Below are 19,728 nucleotides of genomic sequence, written 5' to 3'. Positions count from 1 at the left end.
GATGCCTCAGAAGCTGTAAGCCAGGCTCAGAGCCAGGTTGGCGTGGGAGGTTCGGAAGTGCTCCGGCTTTTTGACAGGCGTTGCCACAAAGACTTCATAGGAGAGCTTGCGCCAGGCCCCGCGCACGCCGATGGCCGCGCCGGTCAATGAATGGCCCAGCAGGTACTTCGCAGAGGGCCCGCTGACATGGCCGGTATCCAGGCCCAAAAAGGCTTCGGCATTGCCCGCAGCGCCCAGACTCAAGGGGGTGCTGAGTTCGTTGCGCCAGTACCAGCCACGCTCCGCCAACAAGGTGCTTTCTCCATCGAAGCCCCGCACGGTGTAACGGCCGCCGATACCGAGGCGGTCTTGCGGCGTCAGCGGCGTCTTGTTCCACTGGCCATGCCAGTTGCTGCTGAACCTGAGTTTGGTGCCGCCCAGCTCGAAGGGCTTGGACAATGCCAAGTCGGCAATGAAGAGCTTCATGCGCGATGTGCCTTCACCAAAGGGCTCCTCTGGCGCGTGCAAGGCCGCAAAAGCACCTGTGCCTCGCTTGTAGGCCAGATTGGCATCCAGAACGGCATTGCCCAGATAGCTGCGCTGGTTCAGGCTCAGCTCAAAGCCCGAGGTGCGCCTGCGCTGGACATCGATTTCCACATCGTCGATGTAGTTGTTGGAGGTCCGCTGGAACGCCTTGGTGCCAACCGTTGTCTTCGAGGAGGCATTGCGAAACACTACGCGGCTTAGCTTGAGATCCAGGTTGCTGGATTCGCCGCTGTAGGTGTAGTTTTGATAGGCACCGGCCACGCCTTGGTGGTACTTGTTATAGGAGCCGGACAGGGCTGCCAGCCAGTACCCCAAAGGCACGGAATACTGCGCTGCACGGGTCTCAGTGCCACGGTTGCCACCATTGCCGATACCACCGCCGAAGCTGAAATACATCAGATCATTCAGGCCCAGCGGGTTGTCCCAGGACACGGTTCCCGTGCCCTGGACCTTTCCTGTGGATTTGGTGCCGCCATTATCCAAGGCGACGTTAAAGCGCAGCGGGCTTATTTTCTTATAAGTGATCATCAAATCACTTTGGCCGGGTTCGACATCCGGGCCTTCGGCGGGAGTGATTTGAATATCGGCATCTGCCGTTGGAACACGCTTGAGGTTTTCCAAGCCTTGCTCAATATCACGCAGTTGCAGCAGCTCGCCAGGTTTGGACGGCAGCGCTGCAATAAGTGAAGTGTCTCCTGTGCTGTCCGGGGTAAATCGGATGGACCTGAGAACGCCGGGAATGAAAGCAACGGTCAGCACCCCGCTTTGGAGGTTTTGCGGAGCCACCATGACCCGGGAGGTCACGTAGCCATGCTCAAGCACTGCCTGCTGCAGCCGAGCCAGGATGACTTCGACACCCTTCGCCCCAATGCAAGGCCTGGCACTCAGATCAATACCCGCTGCCGCCCTTTCGCCACGGCACTTGATCAAGTTTTTCTCCTGTCAACTCAAGGGAGTGCAGCGCAAAGCAGGGAATCTCGCTCGTCGGCATCTCCAGCGCAATGGCCTTGGTCCGCGGCTGCAAGGTATCTGCATTGGGAGCCATGCGCTCACGCAGTTCCCGTTCACGCTCTTGCTGTCGTTGCAACTGCTGCTGTTCAATGGCTGAACCGGACAGTTGCGCCATGGCAGGAGCTGCAAAGCTGAGTACGGCAACAAATAGTGACGTCAATTGAAAACGCTTGCCAGGCGCTGTCTCCCTCATAAAAGACCTATTTATTTCTTGTGTCATTATTTCTCGCATGAAAGCAGCCATTTTTATGGCTGATGGCCAGAATACAAAAGCTACAACAGCAGCATATTTAATGAATAACAAGTTTTCTGCAGTGAATTACCTCCACAGCAGTAGAAAGAGATTTCACTGTTTTCCGTGGCCAGGCCAGGTGTGAAATCCAATTTTCACTCGTGACTTTTTTATTTGATTGAGAAGTAGCTTCGCTAACGGCGAATCTTTTATTTCTCCACCGGCTGCCACCCTTGAAGCCAGGGTTCCGGACTGAAGCACCCAGGGGCCTCAGTGCCCGCCTACGCCAACGATGTCATGCAAGTCAATGCACTCTTGAATGAGTATGAAAACCGGCGTATCAATCGGTCCTCCATTTATCAAGACAAGCAAAAATAAGACGGCGCTCTCAGCGATCACTGACGAAATATGGAGATGGACCCAAGAAAGCATCAGACGACAGAGAACATGCTAAACAAAGCAGTCGATGATGAGGATAAGAAAATTCTTATTTTTAGAAACTGAAAACTCAGCAATATCGTTCATATGCCACGAAAACTGAATGCCAGATTTGATGCATCCGTGCTTACGTCCTGATCTGCCGACATCTGAGTAATGCAAGCCCGCAATAGTGCGGTATTTTTTGAGCATCAGAAGTCATAGCCCCGCTTGCATTCAATGGCGTGGCATGCAGCCAGGTCATGCTGCAGCACATGATTGACCATGAAGCCACTTTAAGCTTTAGGCTTGAATGCATGACCTCTCAATCCCCAGCGCAGAACAAATCCTCTTTACTCATGCTGCGGGTGCCGCCGATGGCGCTGTTCGCGGTGTTTGCCGTGGCAATGTGGTTTCTGCCCGGTATCTTGCCGATCGGATTCACTGCTTCATGGATGGTGGCCCTCATGCTCGCCGCAGTGGGCGGAGCGTTCTGCCTCGCCGGTGTTCGGGCATTTCAGCATGCCCGGACCACGGTGAACCCCATCACCCCGGCAGAATCGACGGCGCTGGTGGTCAGCGGGATCTATCGGGTGACACGCAATCCGATGTATCTGGGCTTTGCGCTTTTATTGCTGGCACTCGCCATGTATTTGGGCAAGCTATCAGGATTGCTGCTTGTGCCGCTGTTCATGGCCTATCTTCAGCACTTCCAGATACGACCAGAGGAAAGAGCGCTGCAGGCGAAATTTGGTGCTTTGTTCGTGTCCTATTGTCGGCAGGTACGACGCTGGCTATAGAAGGGTTTGAGCCGGCCCGGGCCACGCCGGCTGGTATTGACTGCGCATCCGGCGCCATGCACCGCGGCCTTGCAAGCAGATAGACAAGGTCAGGCAAGCTCATTGGCTGTATCGATGCTGGCGCGGCCCAAAACTCCATTCAGCCCGGTCATCCAGAGATTGCAGGGTATCCATGCTTGCCACGGACAGATCAGCGGGGCACATAGGCCACTTGCCCATCTGACGCTTTGCGCTCGATCACCAGCAAGTGACTGGATCGAGCGGCAGAGGCTTGCTGCAGCCGGTTTTTACGTCCAATCGTCTCTGACCTCGTAAATGACCCAGGCCACCAGCAAGACGACCAGTTGCAGACCAATCAGTTGAATCATGAGAGTAGACATCGCCGCTCTCCTTGAGTGCATTGATGCAGTCATAGTCCCACTTCGGATGCTCGCCAGCAAATGAAGACAGCTTGCACTTCGCGGGCTTTAGCAGCTACACATTGGGCTGCTCTATCGGATCGCCCGGCAGCTCTGCAGGCGGCTGATCATTGGGCGGATCAATCGGATCCGGCTTGGGTTCCGGTTCTTTGAGCGGGTTCTTCTGAAGAGTCATGGCGGCCATCTCCTTGCAGTGATGAAGTCGGTGCCGAACAGATTGGCGAATGAGTCACAGACACAATGGGGAGCAGCACCATAGATCTCTGACGAGCTGCGGACAGCATCCGGATGAGGCTCAGGATATCTCGAAGATGTCGCCATCCGACAATGCCGCGCTCTCATGGTAGATGTCATAAAGGTACTGAGGCAGCTCCTCATGAGTGATCTCGGGAGGAACGACCAGATCCACCGGGCCAAGCTTTCCATCGAGCCCAACCGCAAAGCAGCGCCATCCCGAGTTGCTGCGCTCTATGGCCAGGATGTCGCCAAACACATTGAATCGGTACTTTTCCATGTCTGCTCCACTGCTGAGCCTTGCATGCTAGCCGCATCTGCTCGCCAGTCTCGGACAGCCTGTGGCACCTGAATTGCCGAACCCGTGCATCAAGAGCCATCAGCCCGAAGCCTTGTCAGAGCCGATGGAAACGGGGCATCGCCGCTTTTCCTGGCGCTCGCCCCCATCCTGTTTATGCACCAAAGCTGACGTTTTACTTATTGGATAGGGCTTCAAGGTTATTAAAAAGAGTACTGTGGAGCTTGGCGATCAATCTTGATTCGTCATCCAGGACTGGAGGTCTATATGCCAGATAGCCGTATTCCCCCGCCAATCCAGAAGTTCTGGGAAACCACCAAGGAGCTGTTCTCCATGGACAAGGATTTCCCTGCGCCGCCCCAACTAGACCCGCAAGAGCCCACAGACATGGAAAAAAAGCAGGAGGAAGAGAGACTGCTGCGCATGCGCCACAACTACCGATACTGGTAGCCCTGTCTCTTGAATCCAGCCTTGCGATTGGTTTTCAACCACCTCTACAGGTGGTTTTTTGTTGCCTTGAGATACAAAAGCATGAGCACTTGGACCGGATCAAGCCTAGGCCGCAGAGGAAATGCGGCGATAAGATGAATCGAGAACCGTGAAGCTGGAGACGAGACTCGCGGCAGAATCAAATGGATCACCAAGGAGCCCCATGAAAAACAAAGTTGTGCTCATCACCGGAGGCAGCCGAGGCATTGGCGCAGCCACCGCCCTGCAAGCAGCAGCGGCAGGCTGGGATGTACTGCTCAGCTTCAATACAGATCAGACGGCAGCCGATGCGGTTGTCTCGCAAATCACGGAAATGGGCAGGCACGCCATGGCCATTCAGGCGGATATGGGCTGCGAAGAGCAGATTCGCCGTCTTTTTGCCGTGGCAGATGTACAGTTCGGGCGCCTGGACGCCCTGGTCAACAATGCAGGTATTGTGGACACGGCACAGACGCTGGCCGAGTTCAGTTTGCAGCGCCTTGAGCGAATGTTTCGCATCAACACCATAGGCGCTTTTCTATGCGCTCGCGAAGCGGTGCATCGCATGAGCACTGCCAATGGCGGCCATGGCGGAGCCATCGTGAATGTGTCCAGCATTGCGGCAAGACTTGGCGCGCCACGCCAGTACGTCGACTACGCGGCATCCAAGGGTGCTGTGGATGTGATGACTCTGGGGCTGGCCAAGGAAGTGGCTGCGGAAGGTATCCGCGTCAACGCTGTCCGTCCCGGCCTCATTGAAACGGATATTCATGCCAGCGGGGGACAGCCGGACCGGGTTCAGCGCCTGGCGGCTGGCGTTCCCATGAAGCGCGGAGGGACCGCTCTGGAGGTTGCCAATGCAATCGTATGGCTCATCTCGGACGAGTCGCCATACACCACAGGTAGCCTGATCGAGATTTCGGGCGGCAACCTCTAATCAGGCACAGCCGCCCAGCCACGGCCCGCCCTCTCGGCCAGCCCTCTGGTAGTCACGCCAGGTGACACGGCGCTTTGCGTCAGCCCGGACGTGTTGGCTTGCTGCCCCCTGACCTGGCAAACCTCGGCGTTATCTGTTTCTCAGCCTTCGCTCGACCGCGCCAGTCGAGGCCTGTCATTCAGCGATGGCCGTGACCATGGCCGCCACCCGGGCGATGGCCTCCATGCGGTGGACGGTGATTTCCATGCCCTCCGTGGCCTGGGTGCGGTGGGCGGTGCGCGTGATGATGGTGGTAGTACCCAGGCCTATATGCAGGCCGCCCGTAGTAGTACGAGCCGCCATAAGGCTGATAGATGTAGGTATCGCTATACCCGTAGCTGTATCCAGGGCCCACCGCGTAGCATCCCGACAACAGCAAGACGAGGGCAGAGACTCCAAACAGTTTTTTCATGTACGAAGTTTAGACGGACCGAATTCGCGCGGTTTTTCAATGTGTAAGCCCGGCTTTGTGCAAACAACTGCCGGCATCTTGAGGAATTTTCTTTTGACATGCCCCGCAATGTCTGCCAGCTGGCGAAGGAGCTCCGTTTACATCCGGGGAATGCATGCAAATGGCCAAGTGGCCGTTTGATGGCAAGCCGGCCTGCTTTTTCATCTTCTGCCTGGGCGCCGCAGCTATGTGGGATGGCAGCTGCGCCCTCCCCTGATCCCGGCAAAGGCGCCGCGCAATGGGTTCGCCCGACCAGGCATGCATGCCCGGCTGCCGGGTTGCAGCACTATGGTTGACGAGTGACGCTGCGCTAATAGCCCCAGCTTTGGCCTCCCGGATAGGTGCGCCCGCCACTCAATCCGGAGCCCGGCCACGGCCATAGGCTGCCTTGATTTTCATGGCCCTCGTTTCCGCGGTCACGAAAGTGATCCCGGTCCCAGTCGTTTTCAAAGTCGATCGGACGATCCCGCTGTTGAATATCGTTGTTTCTAAGATCCCGATCCGCATTCTTCTCAACCTGGTGGGAGCCTGGATCCATTCCTTGCCCATTGACCGGCCTCTGCATCACGCATCCGGTCAATATCAAGGCGAACGCAGTCAGTGCAACTAGCTCTTTCATGGCAGCCCTTTCTACAAGTGGCACTGAAAGCCTATTCCTGCCGGTGGATACCCGTGTAAAGCGATGTTCGTCGGCACGACGGCAGGGATGCGCATGGGAGCTTGTGCATCGACCAGCCCGTGCATTCAAGCTGTGACATTCGAGCAGCACAAAGATGCTGCAAGCACTGATCCCCTGGCTCCTGAAGAGCGCTAGGGAAAGGATTGCACAACTACTCTTTTGCCACAGCAGGCCTGCCGCCAGACCGGGTCACCACAATCAATGAGATACCGCCCAATATGGCGGCACCAGCCAGAGTCAGCCGCATGGTCCAGGGCTCTCCCAACAGGGAGACAGCACCGATGGCGGCCAGCAAGGGAACGCTCAGCTGTATGGATGCTGCAGCCCCCGCCTTCAGCTGAGGTAGCGCCGCATACCATGCGACGTAGCCCAGTCCGGAAGTCAGCATTCCGGAGCACAGCGCATACATCAATCCTGCCGTGCTCCATGAGGCCTGCCCCTGCACCAACACGAGCATCAGCAGCGAAAGCGGCACCGTCCGCAAGAAATTTCCTGCCGTCACGCCGATCGGGTCGGTTGCACCCTTGCCGAGCAAGGAATACAGCCCCCAGGCAACCCCTGCCAGGAGCATGAGCAAAGCCGCTCCCAGGGGCGGAGCCGAGAGTCCGGGTCGCAGCAACACCACCAGGCCGCCGAAAGCCAGCACCAATCCGCCCCACTGCCGGGGTGAAAGTGCCTCGCCACGACAAAGGCCCACGCCCACCATCGTCGCCTGCACCGCGCCGAAAAGCAGCAAGGCACCGACACCGGCCGACAGACTCCCGTAGGCGAAGGAAAACAACGCCGCATAAGCGAACAACAAGCCCGCCGACGTCCAGTTGCCAACACCGGTAGAGGGAGCGCGTTTCAGGCTCACGACCAGCGCCAGCATGGCCGCGCCCGAAGCCAGGCGCACTGCCGTAAAGCTCGCGGCATCAATGGAGTGGGATTGGAGCGCAAGGCGGCACAGCAGCGAGTTGCCGGCAAAGGCCAGCATCGCCAGACCAGTCAACACAGTGGTGTGAAACAAGGGCATCACAACCTCGTAGATGGACCAACCCCGGTATTTTTCCATGTCATCCGTCCGTAACAAAGCAACTGCTGTCTTGATGGAGATAGCCCCGCCTTGCTGCCGGCGCCAGCCCTGTATCGGAGGATCGGAGATTCAGCCCGGCAGGCTGGAAGAACGCGGCTGGCGCAGCAAGCGCCATCAGCTTCACAAGATGTCTTGAAGAGCAAAGCCCCGGTCGCCAAAACGGCTGGCCTGCGGTCCGGATTCAGGAATCAAGCCACACCACGGCCTCTGTGCATCAATTGCACACTTCCAGTCACTTTCTGTAGCTCGGAGAACGAGGGAGGTGAAATTTCCGCGACAGCTACAGTCACCATAATTCCTCAAACTTGACACACATCATGAAAGAGAAAGGGTTGGATGGAGTTCCTAGGCAATCAAAGCGCCCAGCTGAGGATGATGAAAGGCCAGATCATGGCGCAAGAAGCACTTCTCATTGCCCTGATCGAAACGCTGGATGACAACAAGAAAAGCAATCTGCAACACAACTTCAGCCAGCGCGCCGAAGAGATCAAGGCGGAGGTCTTGAACTCGATGGCGACAGATGAGCTCTACGAGCGCCTGCTGGAGCACCTCGACAGATATTCGAAGACCGTCAACTTGCGCCCTTGACTTGTTGCGCAACAAAGACCTGCCCGCCATGACGCGGGCTTTTTCTTTGGCGGCTTGCATGATGCCGGCTGGGTGGATCACGGCGCCAAACCATCTTCCCAGGCCCGATGGCAGCCGACGATTCCAAGGACAGGAGTTCAAACGCCGGCATCGCCTGAGCGGACTTGCCGGCTTGCTCACATTCGAATCCGGGTGAGCGCAGCTACCCGTCATCAGCCCCGCCGACAGCAGGTACTCGAGAAACACATCACGCTTCCCGGTGGTCGGCCGCCCCGGACTTCCAGTATCCCTTCGCGCTCAAGCCGTGCCTGGGCAACTCTCGCTCTTGAAAGTAATGATGCTTCAGGCTACGGATGGCCGCAGACTCTCCCGCAATCCAGATGTAGCCAGGCCCTGTCGGCAAGGGGCGGTGCAGCAGCGCCTGACACAGGCTCAGGCCGGGCTCCGGCTGGGCATTGATCCATTGGACACGCAGCTTGGCCAGGCTGTCGATAGGCTGATGCTCACTTGGCGACAGCACTTCCGCATAGACCTTGGCATTGATGTCGGCGGGCAAACGGCTGGCAATGCTCTGGATGCCGGGCAAAGCGGTTGCATCGCCTGCCAGCATGACCCATTGTGTATTGCCGGGGAGCAGGAAACCGCCGCTGCGAGGCCCTGCGATTCCGATGTGTTCGCCAATCAAAGCCCGAGATGCCCACTCAGAGGCCGGACCGGAGCCGGATCCTGTTCCATGCAGAACAAAGTCCAGATCCAGCGTTCCGGCCTTGAAGTCGATACTTCGTATCGTGTACGCACGCCCTTCCCCGGTGGGAAGAAAGACTTTGACCCAGGCGGCTGGTTCATCGACGCCCTGCACTTGAAGAAATGCGGCAATCTCGTCACCGCCCACCGTGATTCGCCGCATATGTGGAGTGATGGAATGAACTGCCTGCACGACTCCCACGGCTCTTGCTGTGCGCGGCTTGTGGTCGATTTCATGCATGGCGCACTCCCTGGGGCAAGAAGCTCAGCAACCGTACTGCAACCAGCAGGGATGGGGCGACAAAGATGCCGAACCATGCCCGAGACAGCAAGGCCACCACAGACTGCGCCCCGATGATCGGAAATCCGGTGAACACTGCCTGTGTGACTGGCAGCAGCTTGATTAATGCATTGGCGGCGGGCGGCTGACAGGCCGCTGCTGCCAACGCTTCATGAGAACGAATGGACATCGATCACTCCAAATATGAGCATTTGCTCGATATGTGAAAGAATATGAGCCATTGCTCGCATTGAAAACTCGCGTTCGGACAGACCTATGCCGACCCTGCCACAACCACGACGAATCCCTCGCCAGAACCGCTCACGGGCCTTGGTCGATGCAATTCTTGAAGCCACGGCTCGCGTTTTGAGCGAGCGCGGCTATGCAGGAACCAATACCAATCTGGTTGCCGAACGCGCCGGGGTCAGCGTCGGCTCCGTCTACCAGTACTTTCCCAACAAGGATTCCCTGATCACGGCCCTGCATGAACGGCACGCGGTAGAAATGCACGCAGCCATGGAAACCGTCCTGGCGGGCACCACGTCGCCAGGATTGCTGGAGCGGCTGGCAGCCATCGTGCATGCATGGCTGGCGGCGCATCAGGTTGCTCCCGAGCTGCACCAGGTGCTGGAGAAAGAGTTTCCGTTCTTTGATGCTCCATCGGATCAGAGCGCGGCCGATCAAAGCATTCATTGCCGCATTCGTCAGCTGCTGGAGGAGCATCGGGATGAAGTCATTCAGGAAGACCTGAATCTCGCCACCTGGATTGTGTTGCGGACCATGGAGTCATTGATTCATGCCGCTGTCATTCCTCCCGGAACGCCCCACCCGATCCAGAAGACCGAGCAGGCCATCGTGGAGATGCTGATTGGCTATCTCTGTGGCGGCTCGCGGCGCACCACATGAAGGTTGGGCTTTAGGGACAACCGGCCTCGGCTGGCTTCAGTGCCTGGTACTCGCGGGAGCAGCTAACGCCCTGGCATGAAGGCGACGCTCTTCGATTGCACCATCCCCAAGATCAAAATCGGCGTTTATGCCCGATGAACAGCTTCAGTCGCCTGTATCCCAGCACGATGCCGGTCAGTGCCAGAGCCAACGTACCAATGCTCAGCAAAACGAGGATGGCATCACGCGGCCAGGCGTGGCGCAGCATCCACGGCAGATCCCAACTGTGCAGGAAATTGAACAGCCACCGTCCTGTACGCTGCCTTTGGTCCAGGCTCAGCACAACATCACCTGAGTACGGGCTGATGTATACGTTGGTGTTTCCCGGATCTTCAAATTGCATCCGGAGCACGGGCAGATCACGCGCCGCTGCTGAATACATCGAGGCCTCACCCCGACGGTAATAGTAGGCGTCGTACTCGTTCAGCAACGTGGTCGAGCGAATGGCAAAAGGGAACAGCTTCTTCGCGGCCTGTTCTAGTTTCGAACGGTCAAGTTCCCGCTCTACCTGGGGCGCAGCAAGGCTTGCGGACACGATGCGGGTCTCCCCTAGTCCATTGAAGGCCAGCAGATAGGGCTGCCCATCCAGTACTTTCCATTCGACCTCGCGCGTGTCAAACCCCTCGGCACCGAGCAGTGTCAGCGCTTCGTGCGTGGTGAACCTGAAGGGATTGCTTCCTGAACCTGCATGCTGGTAGGCACGCAGATCGGGACGAGGTCCTTGCGGGCTGAAGATCCCCAGCGGATTCATGGACATCAGGCCGCTGAAGATCCAGCAGATCATCATCGCTCCAAATACGAGGCCGGTGATGTGATGCCAGCGCATCTGGAACTCCCGATACGGCGTCTTGGCTCCGGATTTGTAGCGACCGTGGAAGCGCCATCGCCAGATGCCCACCAAGGCACCGGCAATGGCGGAGACGGTTCCCAATGCCGAGAGCCCGATGACCAGCCAGCTCCACACAGGGTCTTTGGAGCCTTCACGCACCATATACACCCAGTGAAGCCAGGCACCCACGTAGTTCCAGTAGCGTTGATGGCGCGGTACATCCATGACCACCTCGGCAGTGGTCGACGATATGTACAACAGGCTTGATGCGGAATCGTCCATCAGGACCTTGATGAGAGGCCGATGGGGATCGAGCGAGGCGGAATGTGTCCAGCGGTCGTCCTGCGTGCGACCTTGCAGCACTCCATTTGCTTCGGACAGGAAGGCCTTGGCGCTGCGCAAGGCCGCTGCGTCGTCGGGCAACTGCGCAACAACGCCCGTGCCGGCATCAACCACCCGCAGCGTGCCGTCCGCCTCCTTGAGGCGGTAGCTGGGGCGGCCCGCAATAGTGGTAAGCATAATCTGCTGCACCTTGTCGGCAGACTGGCTTTGCTTCAGAGCTGCCTCAACAGGCAGGTAGCTCTGGCCAGTGCTCAGGGAAGGCAATGCCTGCAGGCGCTCCGTCGGCAACAGTTTGGGGTAGCCGACAAAGAGCATCACCACTCCGCTGAAGAGCCAGAGCGCCATCAGCACGCATGCACCCACCCCGGTCCATCGATGCACCAGAAACACAAGCCGCTTGGCTTGGGCGGAAGTCCACATCGGCGGCGCGCTCAGAAGCGATGGTTCAGTGTCAGCTCAACACGTCGCCCTTCCCCGACGAACCACTGCGTGTTGGTGTAGTAGGAGGTCGTGAAGTAGTGCTTGTCGAAGATGTTGAAGCCGCGCAGCGTGAACGTGGTGGCCTTGGTTGCCTTCCATTGCAGCGCCAGGTCTGCCGTGGTGTAGGCAGGCAGTTTCAAGGTGTTCGCATTGTCTGCATAGCGCTTGCCCACATGGCGAAGGCCGCCGGACAGCGTCCAGTCAGGCACGACTTTCCAGCTCACCCAAACATTGGCGACACGCTCCGGCACATCGGTGGGAATATTGCCATTGCGTGAAACAACGATGCCCCCCACAGACTCGCTGAAATCCTCATAGCGAGCCTTGAGCAGCGCAAAGTTGGCATCAATTTGCACGGCCTTGCTGACTTGCATCGACAGGGTGCCCTCGATGCCCTTGGAGGAGCGTTCGCCAATCTGTATGCGCAAAGCGGGGTTTGCTGGGTCTCGCGTCAATAAGTTGTTTTTGGTGATGGAATACGCCGCAAGCGTCCAGTCACCCTTGCCGTCCCAGAAGGATTGCTTGATACCGACCTCAAACTGTTTGCCGCTCGATACGTCGAAGGCGGAATTAGCCGCCGACAGCATCAGCAGGCCGCTCACCGGATCTGCGGCCTTGGATGCCTGCGCATACAGGGACAGTTGAGGACTTAGCTTGTAGACCAAGCCAAGTCGCCAACCAGTGTTGGAGTAGCTGCGTTTGAAAGCCTGATTGCCCGCCACCAGATCCTGGCGCGACAGGTCCGCATGGTCGAAGCGCGTGCCCGCCACGACAGACCAGCGATCCGTCAGTTCAAGCCGGTCTTCCGCAAACAGCGCATATTGCTCGGCCTTGTTTTGATAGCGGGGAATGAAGGGTACCGAGCTGCTGTAGTAGCCCGGGACGGGGTTGTAGGGATCGACCGGACCGGAGCTGCCGGTGTAAGTGTTGTTGGTGTGCTGAAACGATGCGCGGTTCACGTCGAAGCCCACGGAGAGCTGGTTTGGACGTCCGAGCAAGCTGCCATGGAAGCTCACATCCGTGGTGTTGCCTGTCTGCGTCTGGTCGTGACCGATCTCGGTGTTGTCCGAGCGGTCAATCAATCCCGTAGTGGCGTTGTACCGGTACGCTTCAGCATTGCGCCAATAGCGGTCGCTGCCAATGTGATAGAGCTTGCTTCGTATGACGACATTGCTGCCGGGGGCCCACTGGGCAGCCAGTTCGGTCCAGCGATCCTTGAACTGGATGCGGCTGTCGGCAACGTTGTAGTTGCGCTCTCGGAGCGCCGGGTCTTGTACTCCGTTGACCAGCGGTGTACCGAAGTAACGCATCGGCTTTTGCCGACCCTGTGCGTGCGAGAGTTGCAAGTTGAAGTCAGGTGTCACATCCCAGCGCAGAGCGCCGGAGATCGTCCGATTGCTGGAATCGCCACGATCCACCCAGCCATCCGATTGGTCGCCACTGACATCCAGTCGATAGGACCATTGCTCATTGATCGCGCCTGCGCTGCCCAAGGCCAATGCACGTTTGCCTCTGGTTCCCAGCGTGGCCTGGACTTCATTTTGAACAGGTCCGCGCGTGGGCTTTTTGGGGATCACGTTGACCACGCCACCAATAGCGCCGTCACCGTAGATCACGGATGCAGGTCCGCGCAGCACTTCTATGCGGTCGATAGACCAGGTGTCGAAGGGAAAACTCACGCCGACTCCCCCGTATTGGCGCGTACCGTCGTATAGACGCATGACCGAGGTGGAGTCCGTGAAACCTCGTACCGAGAGCGCGCTGCCACTGTTGCCCGGATGTCCCAGACTGGTGATGCCGGTAGATCGCGTGATTGCGTCAACCAGAGAAGTGTCGCCGCGAGCTTCCAGTTGCTCGCGCGTGGTCACCTCGACACTGGCCGGAGTGTCGCGTGCATTGAGGTCGAGCCGGCTGCCGGTGCCCACTGGGCGCTCCAAAGGAGTGTCCCCCGATGAACGTACGGTAACAGTGTCCAGGGTGACGTCGGCTTGTGCCCAACTGGCAGAGCTCGCTACTGCAAGAGGAACAGCCAATGACAGATGGGCCACAGCCAGGGCCACGCTGTTGCGTTGAAAAAAGGCGGGCGAAGGAGAACTCGCGTTGCCATTGGGCATCGCGCCATAAAAGGGATGGGTCATGAATTATCTGCGTGCAAGTGAGATCGGCCGTGCAGGACTGGGCCCGACGGCGATAGGCTGTATCCGCCATCGATTGGCGGCACAGTGGACTTACACGAGCGTTGGCGGCCCTCGCGGGGGCAAAGGTGCCCCCACCAGCGCGGCAATGCGCGCTGAAACTACAGGCTGTAGCGCCAAGCCGAGCGGCTGTGGCTGCTCAAGATGCGGTGATGAATAGCTCGGCGGTGTCGTAATGGTCAGACACAAGGGACAGTCCAACGAATGATGAAGCCCTGGCGCGGCCTGGCCGTCCTCATCAAGCATGATCACCTGCATGCTGCCACTTGAGGTACAGACCACCTCGATGGCTTTTGGATGCACTATGGGCGAAGCCATTGCAATACTCAACGTCAGCATGAACCACGCCAGAACCAGGCGGGTCAGTGACAGGGAGTTACGCAGCGCTTGCATGGTTGCGCATTATGAGGCCTACGACGAAGGCCGAGACTTGTCGATTTCTCGCTACTTCGCGCTATCGAGGAGATGCAGCCGTGTGCGGTCGCGTCCCCGAGAGGGCTTGCAACGGAAAAATCGCAGTTTTGAGCGATGGTGACCGTTGCAAAGCTTCTGCTCCGCCAAGCAGCCGACCGTGCCCGGATCCCGGAGGCAGACATTCATGGGCTGAGCTTTACAGAGCGAGCGCGCAGGCGTGCCCGTGACCGGCACGCAAGCGAGCTGCACTGCCTGAAAGGATGCCGAACTCAGCGCACCTTCTCGGTGCCGGTGACTTCACGGAAGAAATCATCGATTGCGTCGACCATTTGCGACAGACCCGGCTCCTCGAGCGGATAGTGCCCCGCGTTCTCCAGCATGATGGTCCGAACCGGTACCTTGCCGATTCGGCCGATTACAGGCTCGCTTAGCTCCAGAGGAGTCCAGCGATCATCTGCTGGCTGCGTCAGCAAGACAGGACAGACATTGAAGTCAGCTGGTTCGACTTCGGGCACATGCGACATGTAGGAATCAAGGAATGCGATGGACACGGCATTTGCCGCGGAGGTTTTATCGCGCATGAAAACTTTCATGGCCTCATCGCTGTTGCACAGCGCGCTCATTTTTCCTGCCTGGCTCATCGGCATCTTCATCTTTGCCAATGGCGTATTGGCCAACCTGCTCATGAGCGGAGCTCCTACGCGACTGACAATCAGATTTTTCGCTGTCTCGTCCCGCACCCGCCGGTCCCGGTTATCAAGAAACGTCATTCCTGCGATACCCTTGACCTTGCGGTTTCGGGAAGCGACGTTATAGGTGAGCATGCCGCCGGCAGAGAGGCCATACAAAACGATGGGGCGACTGTCACGCGCCAGTTCTCTGTCAATCAGGTCGCTACCGCATTGGACCCAATCGTCGTAAGTGACGACGTGGCCTTCCCCTACTTCGGTCAAACCGTAGCCAGGCATATCCGCAGCGATGGTTTCGTAACCCCGTTGAGCCAGCGGACGACCAAGAATCGTCATCATCTGACGACCATTTGTCCCGACTCCGGGCATCAGAATAACACTTACCGAGGCGTTCGGATTGCGGTACGCATCGATGTGAATTCGATCACTGTTCCAGTCCCAGAAAGACTCGGAGGGCTCCTCGCTCAAGGGGATCCGATAGCGCTCAGGAAGGAAAGACTGGATTTCTCGCCAGATGGGTTGGTCGGCGTACATGCTCATGGAAGTCTCCGTGATCGATACGCGCTGCGGATTGCGTCGCGTTGTTTTCACTTTAGGAGTTGCGATCCCTTTGCAGAAGGTTGAATCGGGCCAACTGCTTTATCCTTCAGGCCAATAGTCTGGGGAAGATTCATGCAGTTCTGGGATTTCACGCGCAGTCCGGCAAGTGTTCAGTTGCTGCTCGAAGCAGGAGCAAAGCGCGGTCTGAGAGCGCGGGACCTGCTCCAGGGCTCCGGTTTGACCCAGGAACGGCTGGCTGACGCAGAGATCAGCATCGATCCGGCACAAGAAGTGGCCGTCATTCGAAACCTGCTCACTCTCATCCCAAACGAGCCAGGCCTTGGGCTGCTTGTCGGCATGCGCTACCACGCTACGGCCTATGGAATTCTTGGCCTTGGAATGCTTAGTGCGGCAAGCGGTCTGGATGCCCTCCTGCTTGCGCACCGTTTCCTCTCCCTGACCTTTGCACTCGCAATGCTGGAGCATGAGCGCTCAGACGGGATTCATCGGCTGAAATTCGTTGCATCGCCTGCGCTTGAGCCAGCATTGCGCGAGTTTGCAGTGCAACGCGCCGTAGGCGCGACCTGCCGTCTAATGCTGGATGTCCTGGGGGCAGACACGCAACTGGAAGCTCTCAGTCTCAGCATGAAACGGTCGCAGCATATGCCGTACGCAATCGGCGGCGTACGGATCGAGTGGGGATCGCAAAGCAACGAACTACGCGTAACACAGGCAACTATGGCTCAAGCCCTGCCTCAAGCCAGTGCGGCAACGTATGCCATGTGTGTCCGCATGTGCGAAGACCTCATGACCAAACGTCGCACATCGCTTTCGACTGGAACGCTACTTCGAGAAATGCTGGCGGCACAACCTGATGGATCGTCGGCAAACCTGCAGCAAGTTGCCGGCTGGCTTCACGTAAGCGAGAGATCGCTCAAACGCCGGCTTCATGACGAAGGACTCTCGTTTCGGAAACTACACGAAGAGGTTCGCAGAGCACGAGCCGACAAGCTGCTGATTGGCTCCGAGCTATCCGTTGCAGAAATTGCCGCGAGGCTTGGCTACAGTGATGTATCCGCGTTCTCGCAAGCATATAAACGATGGACGGGCTTTTCCCCCACGAATGCAACCGAGCAAATGCGCGGCCAAGAAATCTCAAGTAGCAAGCATTGATAGCGCGCATGAATACCGACGCAGAGACCATGCGCTTTTTTCCCGCCACACTTTCGGTGGAGCAGAGCAATGCCATGGCGCAATACTGTCGCGACCTCATCGAGCAGCAAGGTTGGGGAGTTTGGGCAGTGGAGGAAAAAGCTACCGCAACATTCATTGGACTCACCGGCTTGATGCGCTGAACATCTCAGCGGGGGTACGGAAGCCAAGCGTCTCCCGCTCCTTTAGGCCTCGTGAAGCGACCAGTTGCCGCCCTGATAGGACGAATGTCGCCATCATCAAGCCGATAAGAGCCTGTAGAAAGGCCAGCCACTTCCTATTTCCGCGACAACGCGGGTGCGTGCGTACAAGAGCAATGCAGTGATTAGCTGCTTCAAATCGCGATGCTTGCGACGCACTCTCAGCGATGTGCATCTTTAGCAGCAATCACTTTCTGAAAATGCCTGCCCGAGGTCCGATTTATGCAGAGTATTTAATTTGGACAGGCATTCTGGCGAGGCGTCGATAAAAGATCTTGTCGCCAAGAATGGGCCACCAATCGTATAGAAACATCTCCATAGGACGCCACAGAGCCACCCATCCGCCAATCTCCAGGCTGTGGCGCAGCGTTGTTGAAAAACTGCCTTCGCCGAGTAGCTGAGAAGCAGTCAAAGTCGTTGCAAGGAACGTTAAACCAATGATCAAGCTAATGGTGCCGCGACGCAGATGTAGTCGTAGTTTGCGCTGCGCTTGAGTCGATCGGTGGGTGAAATAGGCTCGTATGGCATCGCTCACCGCCTGATCACTTCGAGCTTGAGGGGGCACCTGATCTACATGAAGGAGCAATGCCAACCGGGCCTGCGCAGGTAGCTCTCTCGCGCTTTCGACAATGTGTTCTGCCACATTGGGGTGCAGGTCTTGTTTGTAAAGCGGAGATGGGTCCATGAGATCGAACAACTTGTCCAAATCTTGTAGGCGTACCTTGATGATGCTGGAATTGGCTGGAATTGCTTCTGTGCTTTTATTTTGAAGGTCCATGGGGCGTGGATTCCGCCTTTTCGTCGCGGAAAGCCTTTGAGCAAAGATGATGCGAACTTTACAGGGTTGCTCATGGAGTGCAGGGCATTGTTGAATAGATCAAGTTTGAATAGCTCCACTCCGTGGCCATACGCCAGCCACCTGAAGCCGGCGGAGCTCTGTCAATCGATTCAATATGACGGCGCGGAGGTGTAGTTCATTGACCTGCGCTCAACGGTGCGGGTTGGCGGAAGAAGGCGATCGACGACCGTCGCAGTCCGGCCAGAAGCAGTCCACGTGTTTCAAGCGAGAATGTGCTCTCGCCTTTGGACTGCCAGAAATTGGAGACAGCAGTGAGAACACCCTACTGCCCTGACACCGTGGATCAGGTATCCATCCGACCAATGAGCATTGGGGACTACGACAGCGTCACCGCAATGATGAAGAAAACAGATGGGGTTACTTTTCGGGATGCCGATTCACAGGAAGCTACCCAGCGCTACCTGTTGCGCAACCCAGGTTTGAGCTTCGTTGCGTTAGAAGGCGAGCATATCGTTGGATGCATCATGTCAGGCCACGATGGCCGCCGCGGCTACTTGCAGCACCTTGTCGTCCTGTCTACACACCGAAAACGCGGCATTGCTTCCCGCTTGGTGGAGCTGTGCTTGGACGGACTTGAAAGACTCGGCATTCATAAGAGTCACATTGATGTTCTCCAAGAGAACCATTCTGCCCACGCTTATTGGGAAGGCAGAGGATGGAAGCTGAGGACGGACATTCGCCGGTATTCTTTCGTGCGCTCTGGCAGTGATAACGCCTAGGGACAACCGGCAGACATCCTCGGACGTCTGCAATGGGTCAATCCACAGTCAACGACTTGCAGGTTCACTGCATGCGTATTTCATAAGCTCTCATGACAACCATTCTTCGCGCTATTGCATCGCTGACTGTTCTGCTTTTTTCATCCCTGGGCTTTGCCCAGACGTTGAGTCTGACCTTTGATGATGGACTGAACCCCGACAGGCAGTCCCAAGCGCAGGTTTGGAATCAGCAGATCATCACCAGCCTCAAAGACTCTGGCATCACAGCGATGGTGTTCCCCTCGCTGATTCGCATAGGCGGTGATCGAGGAATGGGGCTCATCATGGATTGGGCCAAGGCAGGTCATGCGGTAGGCAACCATACGGCGACACACCGCAGTCTTGCATCCGCCGAGACGACACTGGACGAATTCATTGCGGACGTGAAAAAGGCCGATGCAGCTCTGCGTCACATTCCGACTTGGGTGCCGATGCTTCGCTTTCCTTACCTGAAAGAAGGTGACACGGAGGAAAAGCGTGACGGCATCCGGTCCTGGATGAAATCAAATGGCTATAGACCCGCTCCAGTCTCCATCGATGCCAGCGATTGGTACTACAACCAGATCTACTCCTCGCTTCTACGAGCTGGTTCACACGACAAGGCTGTCCGGGTCAAGATGGCCTACATTGAACACCTGCTTGACCGGGCTACTTACTATGAAGGCCTGGCCAAGCAGGTACTTGGTCGAAGCCCTGCGCATGTGATGCTGCTGCACACCAATGAGATCAATGCGGCAGCCTTGCCTGATATCGTTTCGGCTTTTCGCAAGCAAGGCTGGACGTTCGTACCAGCAACAACCGCCTTCAAAGATCCCATCTACTCTTCGCAGCCAGACACATTGCCTGCTGGCGAAAGCGTCGTATGGGCAAGCGCGAAAGCTCGCGGCATTTCTGGCCTGCGCTATCCCGCCGAGGACTCGGTCTATGAAGAACCCAAGCTTCGCCTGGAGTCACTAGTACCCTAGCAGTCCTCTTAGGGTCGTTCCGAGACGGTCATCTGCCGGTCAGAAGCAGTCATCACGGCGCTTCGCAGCGCGGGCTAGCGGAACACGCCAATCGCTTCCACGA

At 57.4% G+C, this 19,728-nt stretch carries 22 protein-coding genes; 9 read left to right on the top strand and 13 right to left on the bottom strand.

What is annotated here, in order from left to right:
- Positions 1-6: 6 nt before the first annotated feature.
- Positions 7-1,455, bottom strand: coding sequence for a ShlB/FhaC/HecB family hemolysin secretion/activation protein (locus Cth01_RS23375; RefSeq protein ID WP_233425269.1), 1,449 nt, complete (start codon positions 1,453-1,455; stop codon positions 7-9).
- Positions 1,415-1,840: a hypothetical protein gene (locus Cth01_RS24395; protein WP_233425268.1), complete on the bottom strand. Its 426-nt coding sequence runs from the start codon at positions 1,838-1,840 to the stop codon at positions 1,415-1,417. The genes Cth01_RS23375 and Cth01_RS24395 overlap by 41 nt, the downstream gene beginning before the upstream one ends.
- A gap of 608 nt (positions 1,841-2,448) precedes the next feature.
- Here Cth01_RS24395 and Cth01_RS23370 point away from each other — a divergent pair.
- Positions 2,449-2,985, top strand: coding sequence for a methyltransferase family protein (locus Cth01_RS23370; RefSeq protein ID WP_082085711.1), 537 nt, complete (start codon positions 2,449-2,451; stop codon positions 2,983-2,985).
- 714 nt (positions 2,986-3,699) lie between these two features.
- Here Cth01_RS23370 and Cth01_RS23365 read toward each other — a convergent pair.
- The gene (locus Cth01_RS23365) at positions 3,700-3,918 is read right to left on the bottom strand and encodes a DUF7661 family protein (RefSeq protein ID WP_003064031.1); all 219 of its coding nucleotides are present in this window, start codon (positions 3,916-3,918) and stop codon (positions 3,700-3,702) included.
- Between the two features lie 285 nt (positions 3,919-4,203).
- Between Cth01_RS23365 and Cth01_RS23360 the strand changes: the two genes are divergently transcribed.
- Together Cth01_RS23360 and Cth01_RS23355 are read left to right on the top strand one after the other, a co-directional pair.
- Complete coding sequence (locus Cth01_RS23360; protein WP_003064035.1) at positions 4,204-4,386, top strand: hypothetical protein; 183 nt, start codon at positions 4,204-4,206, stop codon at positions 4,384-4,386.
- Between the two features lie 202 nt (positions 4,387-4,588).
- Positions 4,589-5,341, top strand: coding sequence for an SDR family oxidoreductase (locus Cth01_RS23355; RefSeq protein WP_003064039.1), 753 nt, complete (start codon positions 4,589-4,591; stop codon positions 5,339-5,341).
- A gap of 174 nt (positions 5,342-5,515) precedes the next feature.
- Here Cth01_RS23355 and Cth01_RS24075 read toward each other — a convergent pair whose 3' ends face one another.
- The 3 genes from Cth01_RS24075 to Cth01_RS23345 all read right to left on the bottom strand — a co-directional run bounded on the left by Cth01_RS24075 (position 5,516) and on the right by Cth01_RS23345 (position 7,525).
- On the bottom strand, positions 5,516-5,683 hold the full coding sequence (locus Cth01_RS24075; RefSeq protein WP_165572393.1) for a hypothetical protein: 168 nt from the start codon (positions 5,681-5,683) through the stop codon (positions 5,516-5,518).
- A 458-nt stretch (positions 5,684-6,141) separates the two neighbouring features.
- On the bottom strand, positions 6,142-6,450 hold the full coding sequence (locus Cth01_RS23350; RefSeq protein ID WP_156160288.1) for a hypothetical protein: 309 nt from the start codon (positions 6,448-6,450) through the stop codon (positions 6,142-6,144).
- Positions 6,451-6,661: 211 nt separating this feature from the next.
- On the bottom strand, positions 6,662-7,525 hold the full coding sequence (locus Cth01_RS23345; RefSeq protein ID WP_045840562.1) for a DMT family transporter: 864 nt from the start codon (positions 7,523-7,525) through the stop codon (positions 6,662-6,664).
- A gap of 435 nt (positions 7,526-7,960) precedes the next feature.
- Here Cth01_RS23345 and Cth01_RS23340 point away from each other — a divergent pair, with 435 nt between their 5' ends.
- Entirely contained in the window at positions 7,961-8,173 is a 213-nt protein-coding gene (locus Cth01_RS23340; protein ID WP_233425267.1) for a hypothetical protein, read from the top strand.
- A 247-nt stretch (positions 8,174-8,420) separates the two neighbouring features.
- On the opposite strand, the gene Cth01_RS23335 is transcribed toward Cth01_RS23340, so the two are convergent.
- Positions 8,421-9,119 (bottom strand): siderophore-interacting protein, encoded by a 699-nt coding sequence (locus tag Cth01_RS23335; RefSeq protein WP_233425266.1) that lies wholly within the window; start codon positions 9,117-9,119, stop codon positions 8,421-8,423.
- Positions 9,120-9,150: 31 nt separating this feature from the next.
- Positions 9,151-9,387, bottom strand: a complete 237-nt coding sequence (locus Cth01_RS23330) for a hypothetical protein (protein ID WP_045840554.1) — start codon at positions 9,385-9,387, stop codon at positions 9,151-9,153.
- A gap of 86 nt (positions 9,388-9,473) precedes the next feature.
- On the opposite strand from Cth01_RS23330, the gene Cth01_RS23325 reads away from it, so the two are divergent.
- A complete protein-coding gene (locus tag Cth01_RS23325) occupies positions 9,474-10,103 on the top strand; it encodes a TetR/AcrR family transcriptional regulator (protein WP_174447128.1) in 630 nt (209 codons plus the stop codon).
- Positions 10,104-10,215: 112 nt separating this feature from the next.
- On the opposite strand, the gene Cth01_RS23320 is transcribed toward Cth01_RS23325, so the two are convergent.
- The 4 genes from Cth01_RS23320 to Cth01_RS23305 form a co-directional block, all read right to left on the bottom strand.
- On the bottom strand, positions 10,216-11,733 hold the full coding sequence (locus Cth01_RS23320; protein ID WP_045840553.1) for a PepSY domain-containing protein: 1,518 nt from the start codon (positions 11,731-11,733) through the stop codon (positions 10,216-10,218).
- An 11-nt stretch (positions 11,734-11,744) separates the two neighbouring features.
- A complete protein-coding gene (locus tag Cth01_RS23315) occupies positions 11,745-13,931 on the bottom strand; it encodes a TonB-dependent receptor (protein WP_045840552.1) in 2,187 nt (728 codons plus the stop codon).
- Positions 13,932-14,021: 90 nt separating this feature from the next.
- Positions 14,022-14,381 carry a DUF2946 family protein gene (locus Cth01_RS23310; RefSeq protein ID WP_034398669.1) on the bottom strand — a complete coding sequence of 120 codons (360 nt, stop codon included), beginning with the start codon at positions 14,379-14,381 and terminating at the stop codon, positions 14,022-14,024.
- 290 nt (positions 14,382-14,671) lie between these two features.
- On the bottom strand, positions 14,672-15,631 hold the full coding sequence (locus tag Cth01_RS23305; RefSeq protein WP_082085709.1) for an alpha/beta hydrolase: 960 nt from the start codon (positions 15,629-15,631) through the stop codon (positions 14,672-14,674).
- A 132-nt stretch (positions 15,632-15,763) separates the two neighbouring features.
- Here Cth01_RS23305 and Cth01_RS23300 point away from each other — a divergent pair, with 132 nt between their 5' ends.
- Positions 15,764-16,804, top strand: a complete 1,041-nt coding sequence (locus tag Cth01_RS23300; protein WP_045840550.1) for an AraC family transcriptional regulator — start codon at positions 15,764-15,766, stop codon at positions 16,802-16,804.
- 8 nt (positions 16,805-16,812) lie between these two features.
- Complete coding sequence (locus tag Cth01_RS23295) at positions 16,813-16,986, top strand: GNAT family N-acetyltransferase (protein ID WP_139032141.1); 174 nt, start codon at positions 16,813-16,815, stop codon at positions 16,984-16,986.
- Between the two features lie 277 nt (positions 16,987-17,263).
- Here Cth01_RS23295 and Cth01_RS23290 read toward each other — a convergent pair whose 3' ends face one another.
- On the bottom strand, positions 17,264-17,821 hold the full coding sequence (locus tag Cth01_RS23290) for a hypothetical protein (protein WP_045840548.1): 558 nt from the start codon (positions 17,819-17,821) through the stop codon (positions 17,264-17,266).
- A 332-nt stretch (positions 17,822-18,153) separates the two neighbouring features.
- Between Cth01_RS23290 and Cth01_RS23285 the strand changes: the two genes are divergently transcribed.
- Together Cth01_RS23285 and Cth01_RS23280 are read left to right on the top strand one after the other, a co-directional pair.
- Complete coding sequence (locus Cth01_RS23285; protein WP_233425265.1) at positions 18,154-18,621, top strand: GNAT family N-acetyltransferase; 468 nt, start codon at positions 18,154-18,156, stop codon at positions 18,619-18,621.
- A 92-nt stretch (positions 18,622-18,713) separates the two neighbouring features.
- Positions 18,714-19,625, top strand: coding sequence for a polysaccharide deacetylase family protein (locus Cth01_RS23280; protein WP_045840547.1), 912 nt, complete (start codon positions 18,714-18,716; stop codon positions 19,623-19,625).
- Positions 19,626-19,728: the final 103 nt, after the last annotated feature.

The organism is Comamonas thiooxydans (genome assembly GCF_000964545.1).
GTDB lineage: Bacteria > Pseudomonadota > Gammaproteobacteria > Burkholderiales > Burkholderiaceae_C > Comamonas > Comamonas thiooxydans.
This window is presented reverse-complemented; position numbering and strand designations above follow the sequence as displayed.

Bases quoted from the DNA above. Each gene is read 5' to 3' on its own strand.
- Cth01_RS23315 (WP_045840552.1), bottom strand. From the start codon at position 13,931: ATGACCCATCCCTTTTATGGCGCGATGCCCAATGGCAACGCGAGTTCT.
- Cth01_RS23310 (WP_034398669.1), bottom strand. From the start codon at position 14,381: ATGCAAGCGCTGCGTAACTCCCTGTCACTGACCCGCCTGGTTCTGGCG.
- Cth01_RS23350 (WP_156160288.1), bottom strand. From the start codon at position 6,450: ATGAAAGAGCTAGTTGCACTGACTGCGTTCGCCTTGATATTGACCGGA.
- Cth01_RS23300 (WP_045840550.1), top strand. From the start codon at position 15,764: ATGCAGTTCTGGGATTTCACGCGCAGTCCGGCAAGTGTTCAGTTGCTG.
- Cth01_RS23280 (WP_045840547.1), top strand. From the start codon at position 18,714: ATGACAACCATTCTTCGCGCTATTGCATCGCTGACTGTTCTGCTTTTT.
- Cth01_RS23340 (WP_233425267.1), top strand. From the start codon at position 7,961: ATGAAAGGCCAGATCATGGCGCAAGAAGCACTTCTCATTGCCCTGATC.
- Cth01_RS24075 (WP_165572393.1), bottom strand. From the start codon at position 5,683: ATGGCGGCTCGTACTACTACGGGCGGCCTGCATATAGGCCTGGGTACT.
- Cth01_RS23360 (WP_003064035.1), top strand. From the start codon at position 4,204: ATGCCAGATAGCCGTATTCCCCCGCCAATCCAGAAGTTCTGGGAAACC.
- Cth01_RS23330 (WP_045840554.1), bottom strand. From the start codon at position 9,387: ATGTCCATTCGTTCTCATGAAGCGTTGGCAGCAGCGGCCTGTCAGCCG.
- Cth01_RS23345 (WP_045840562.1), bottom strand. From the start codon at position 7,525: ATGCCCTTGTTTCACACCACTGTGTTGACTGGTCTGGCGATGCTGGCC.
- Cth01_RS23295 (WP_139032141.1), top strand. From the start codon at position 16,813: ATGAATACCGACGCAGAGACCATGCGCTTTTTTCCCGCCACACTTTCG.
- Cth01_RS23320 (WP_045840553.1), bottom strand. From the start codon at position 11,733: ATGTGGACTTCCGCCCAAGCCAAGCGGCTTGTGTTTCTGGTGCATCGA.
- Cth01_RS23355 (WP_003064039.1), top strand. From the start codon at position 4,589: ATGAAAAACAAAGTTGTGCTCATCACCGGAGGCAGCCGAGGCATTGGC.
- Cth01_RS23370 (WP_082085711.1), top strand. From the start codon at position 2,449: ATGCTGCAGCACATGATTGACCATGAAGCCACTTTAAGCTTTAGGCTT.
- Cth01_RS23290 (WP_045840548.1), bottom strand. From the start codon at position 17,821: ATGGACCTTCAAAATAAAAGCACAGAAGCAATTCCAGCCAATTCCAGC.
- Cth01_RS23305 (WP_082085709.1), bottom strand. From the start codon at position 15,631: ATGAGCATGTACGCCGACCAACCCATCTGGCGAGAAATCCAGTCTTTC.
- Cth01_RS23365 (WP_003064031.1), bottom strand. From the start codon at position 3,918: ATGGAAAAGTACCGATTCAATGTGTTTGGCGACATCCTGGCCATAGAG.
- Cth01_RS23325 (WP_174447128.1), top strand. From the start codon at position 9,474: ATGCCGACCCTGCCACAACCACGACGAATCCCTCGCCAGAACCGCTCA.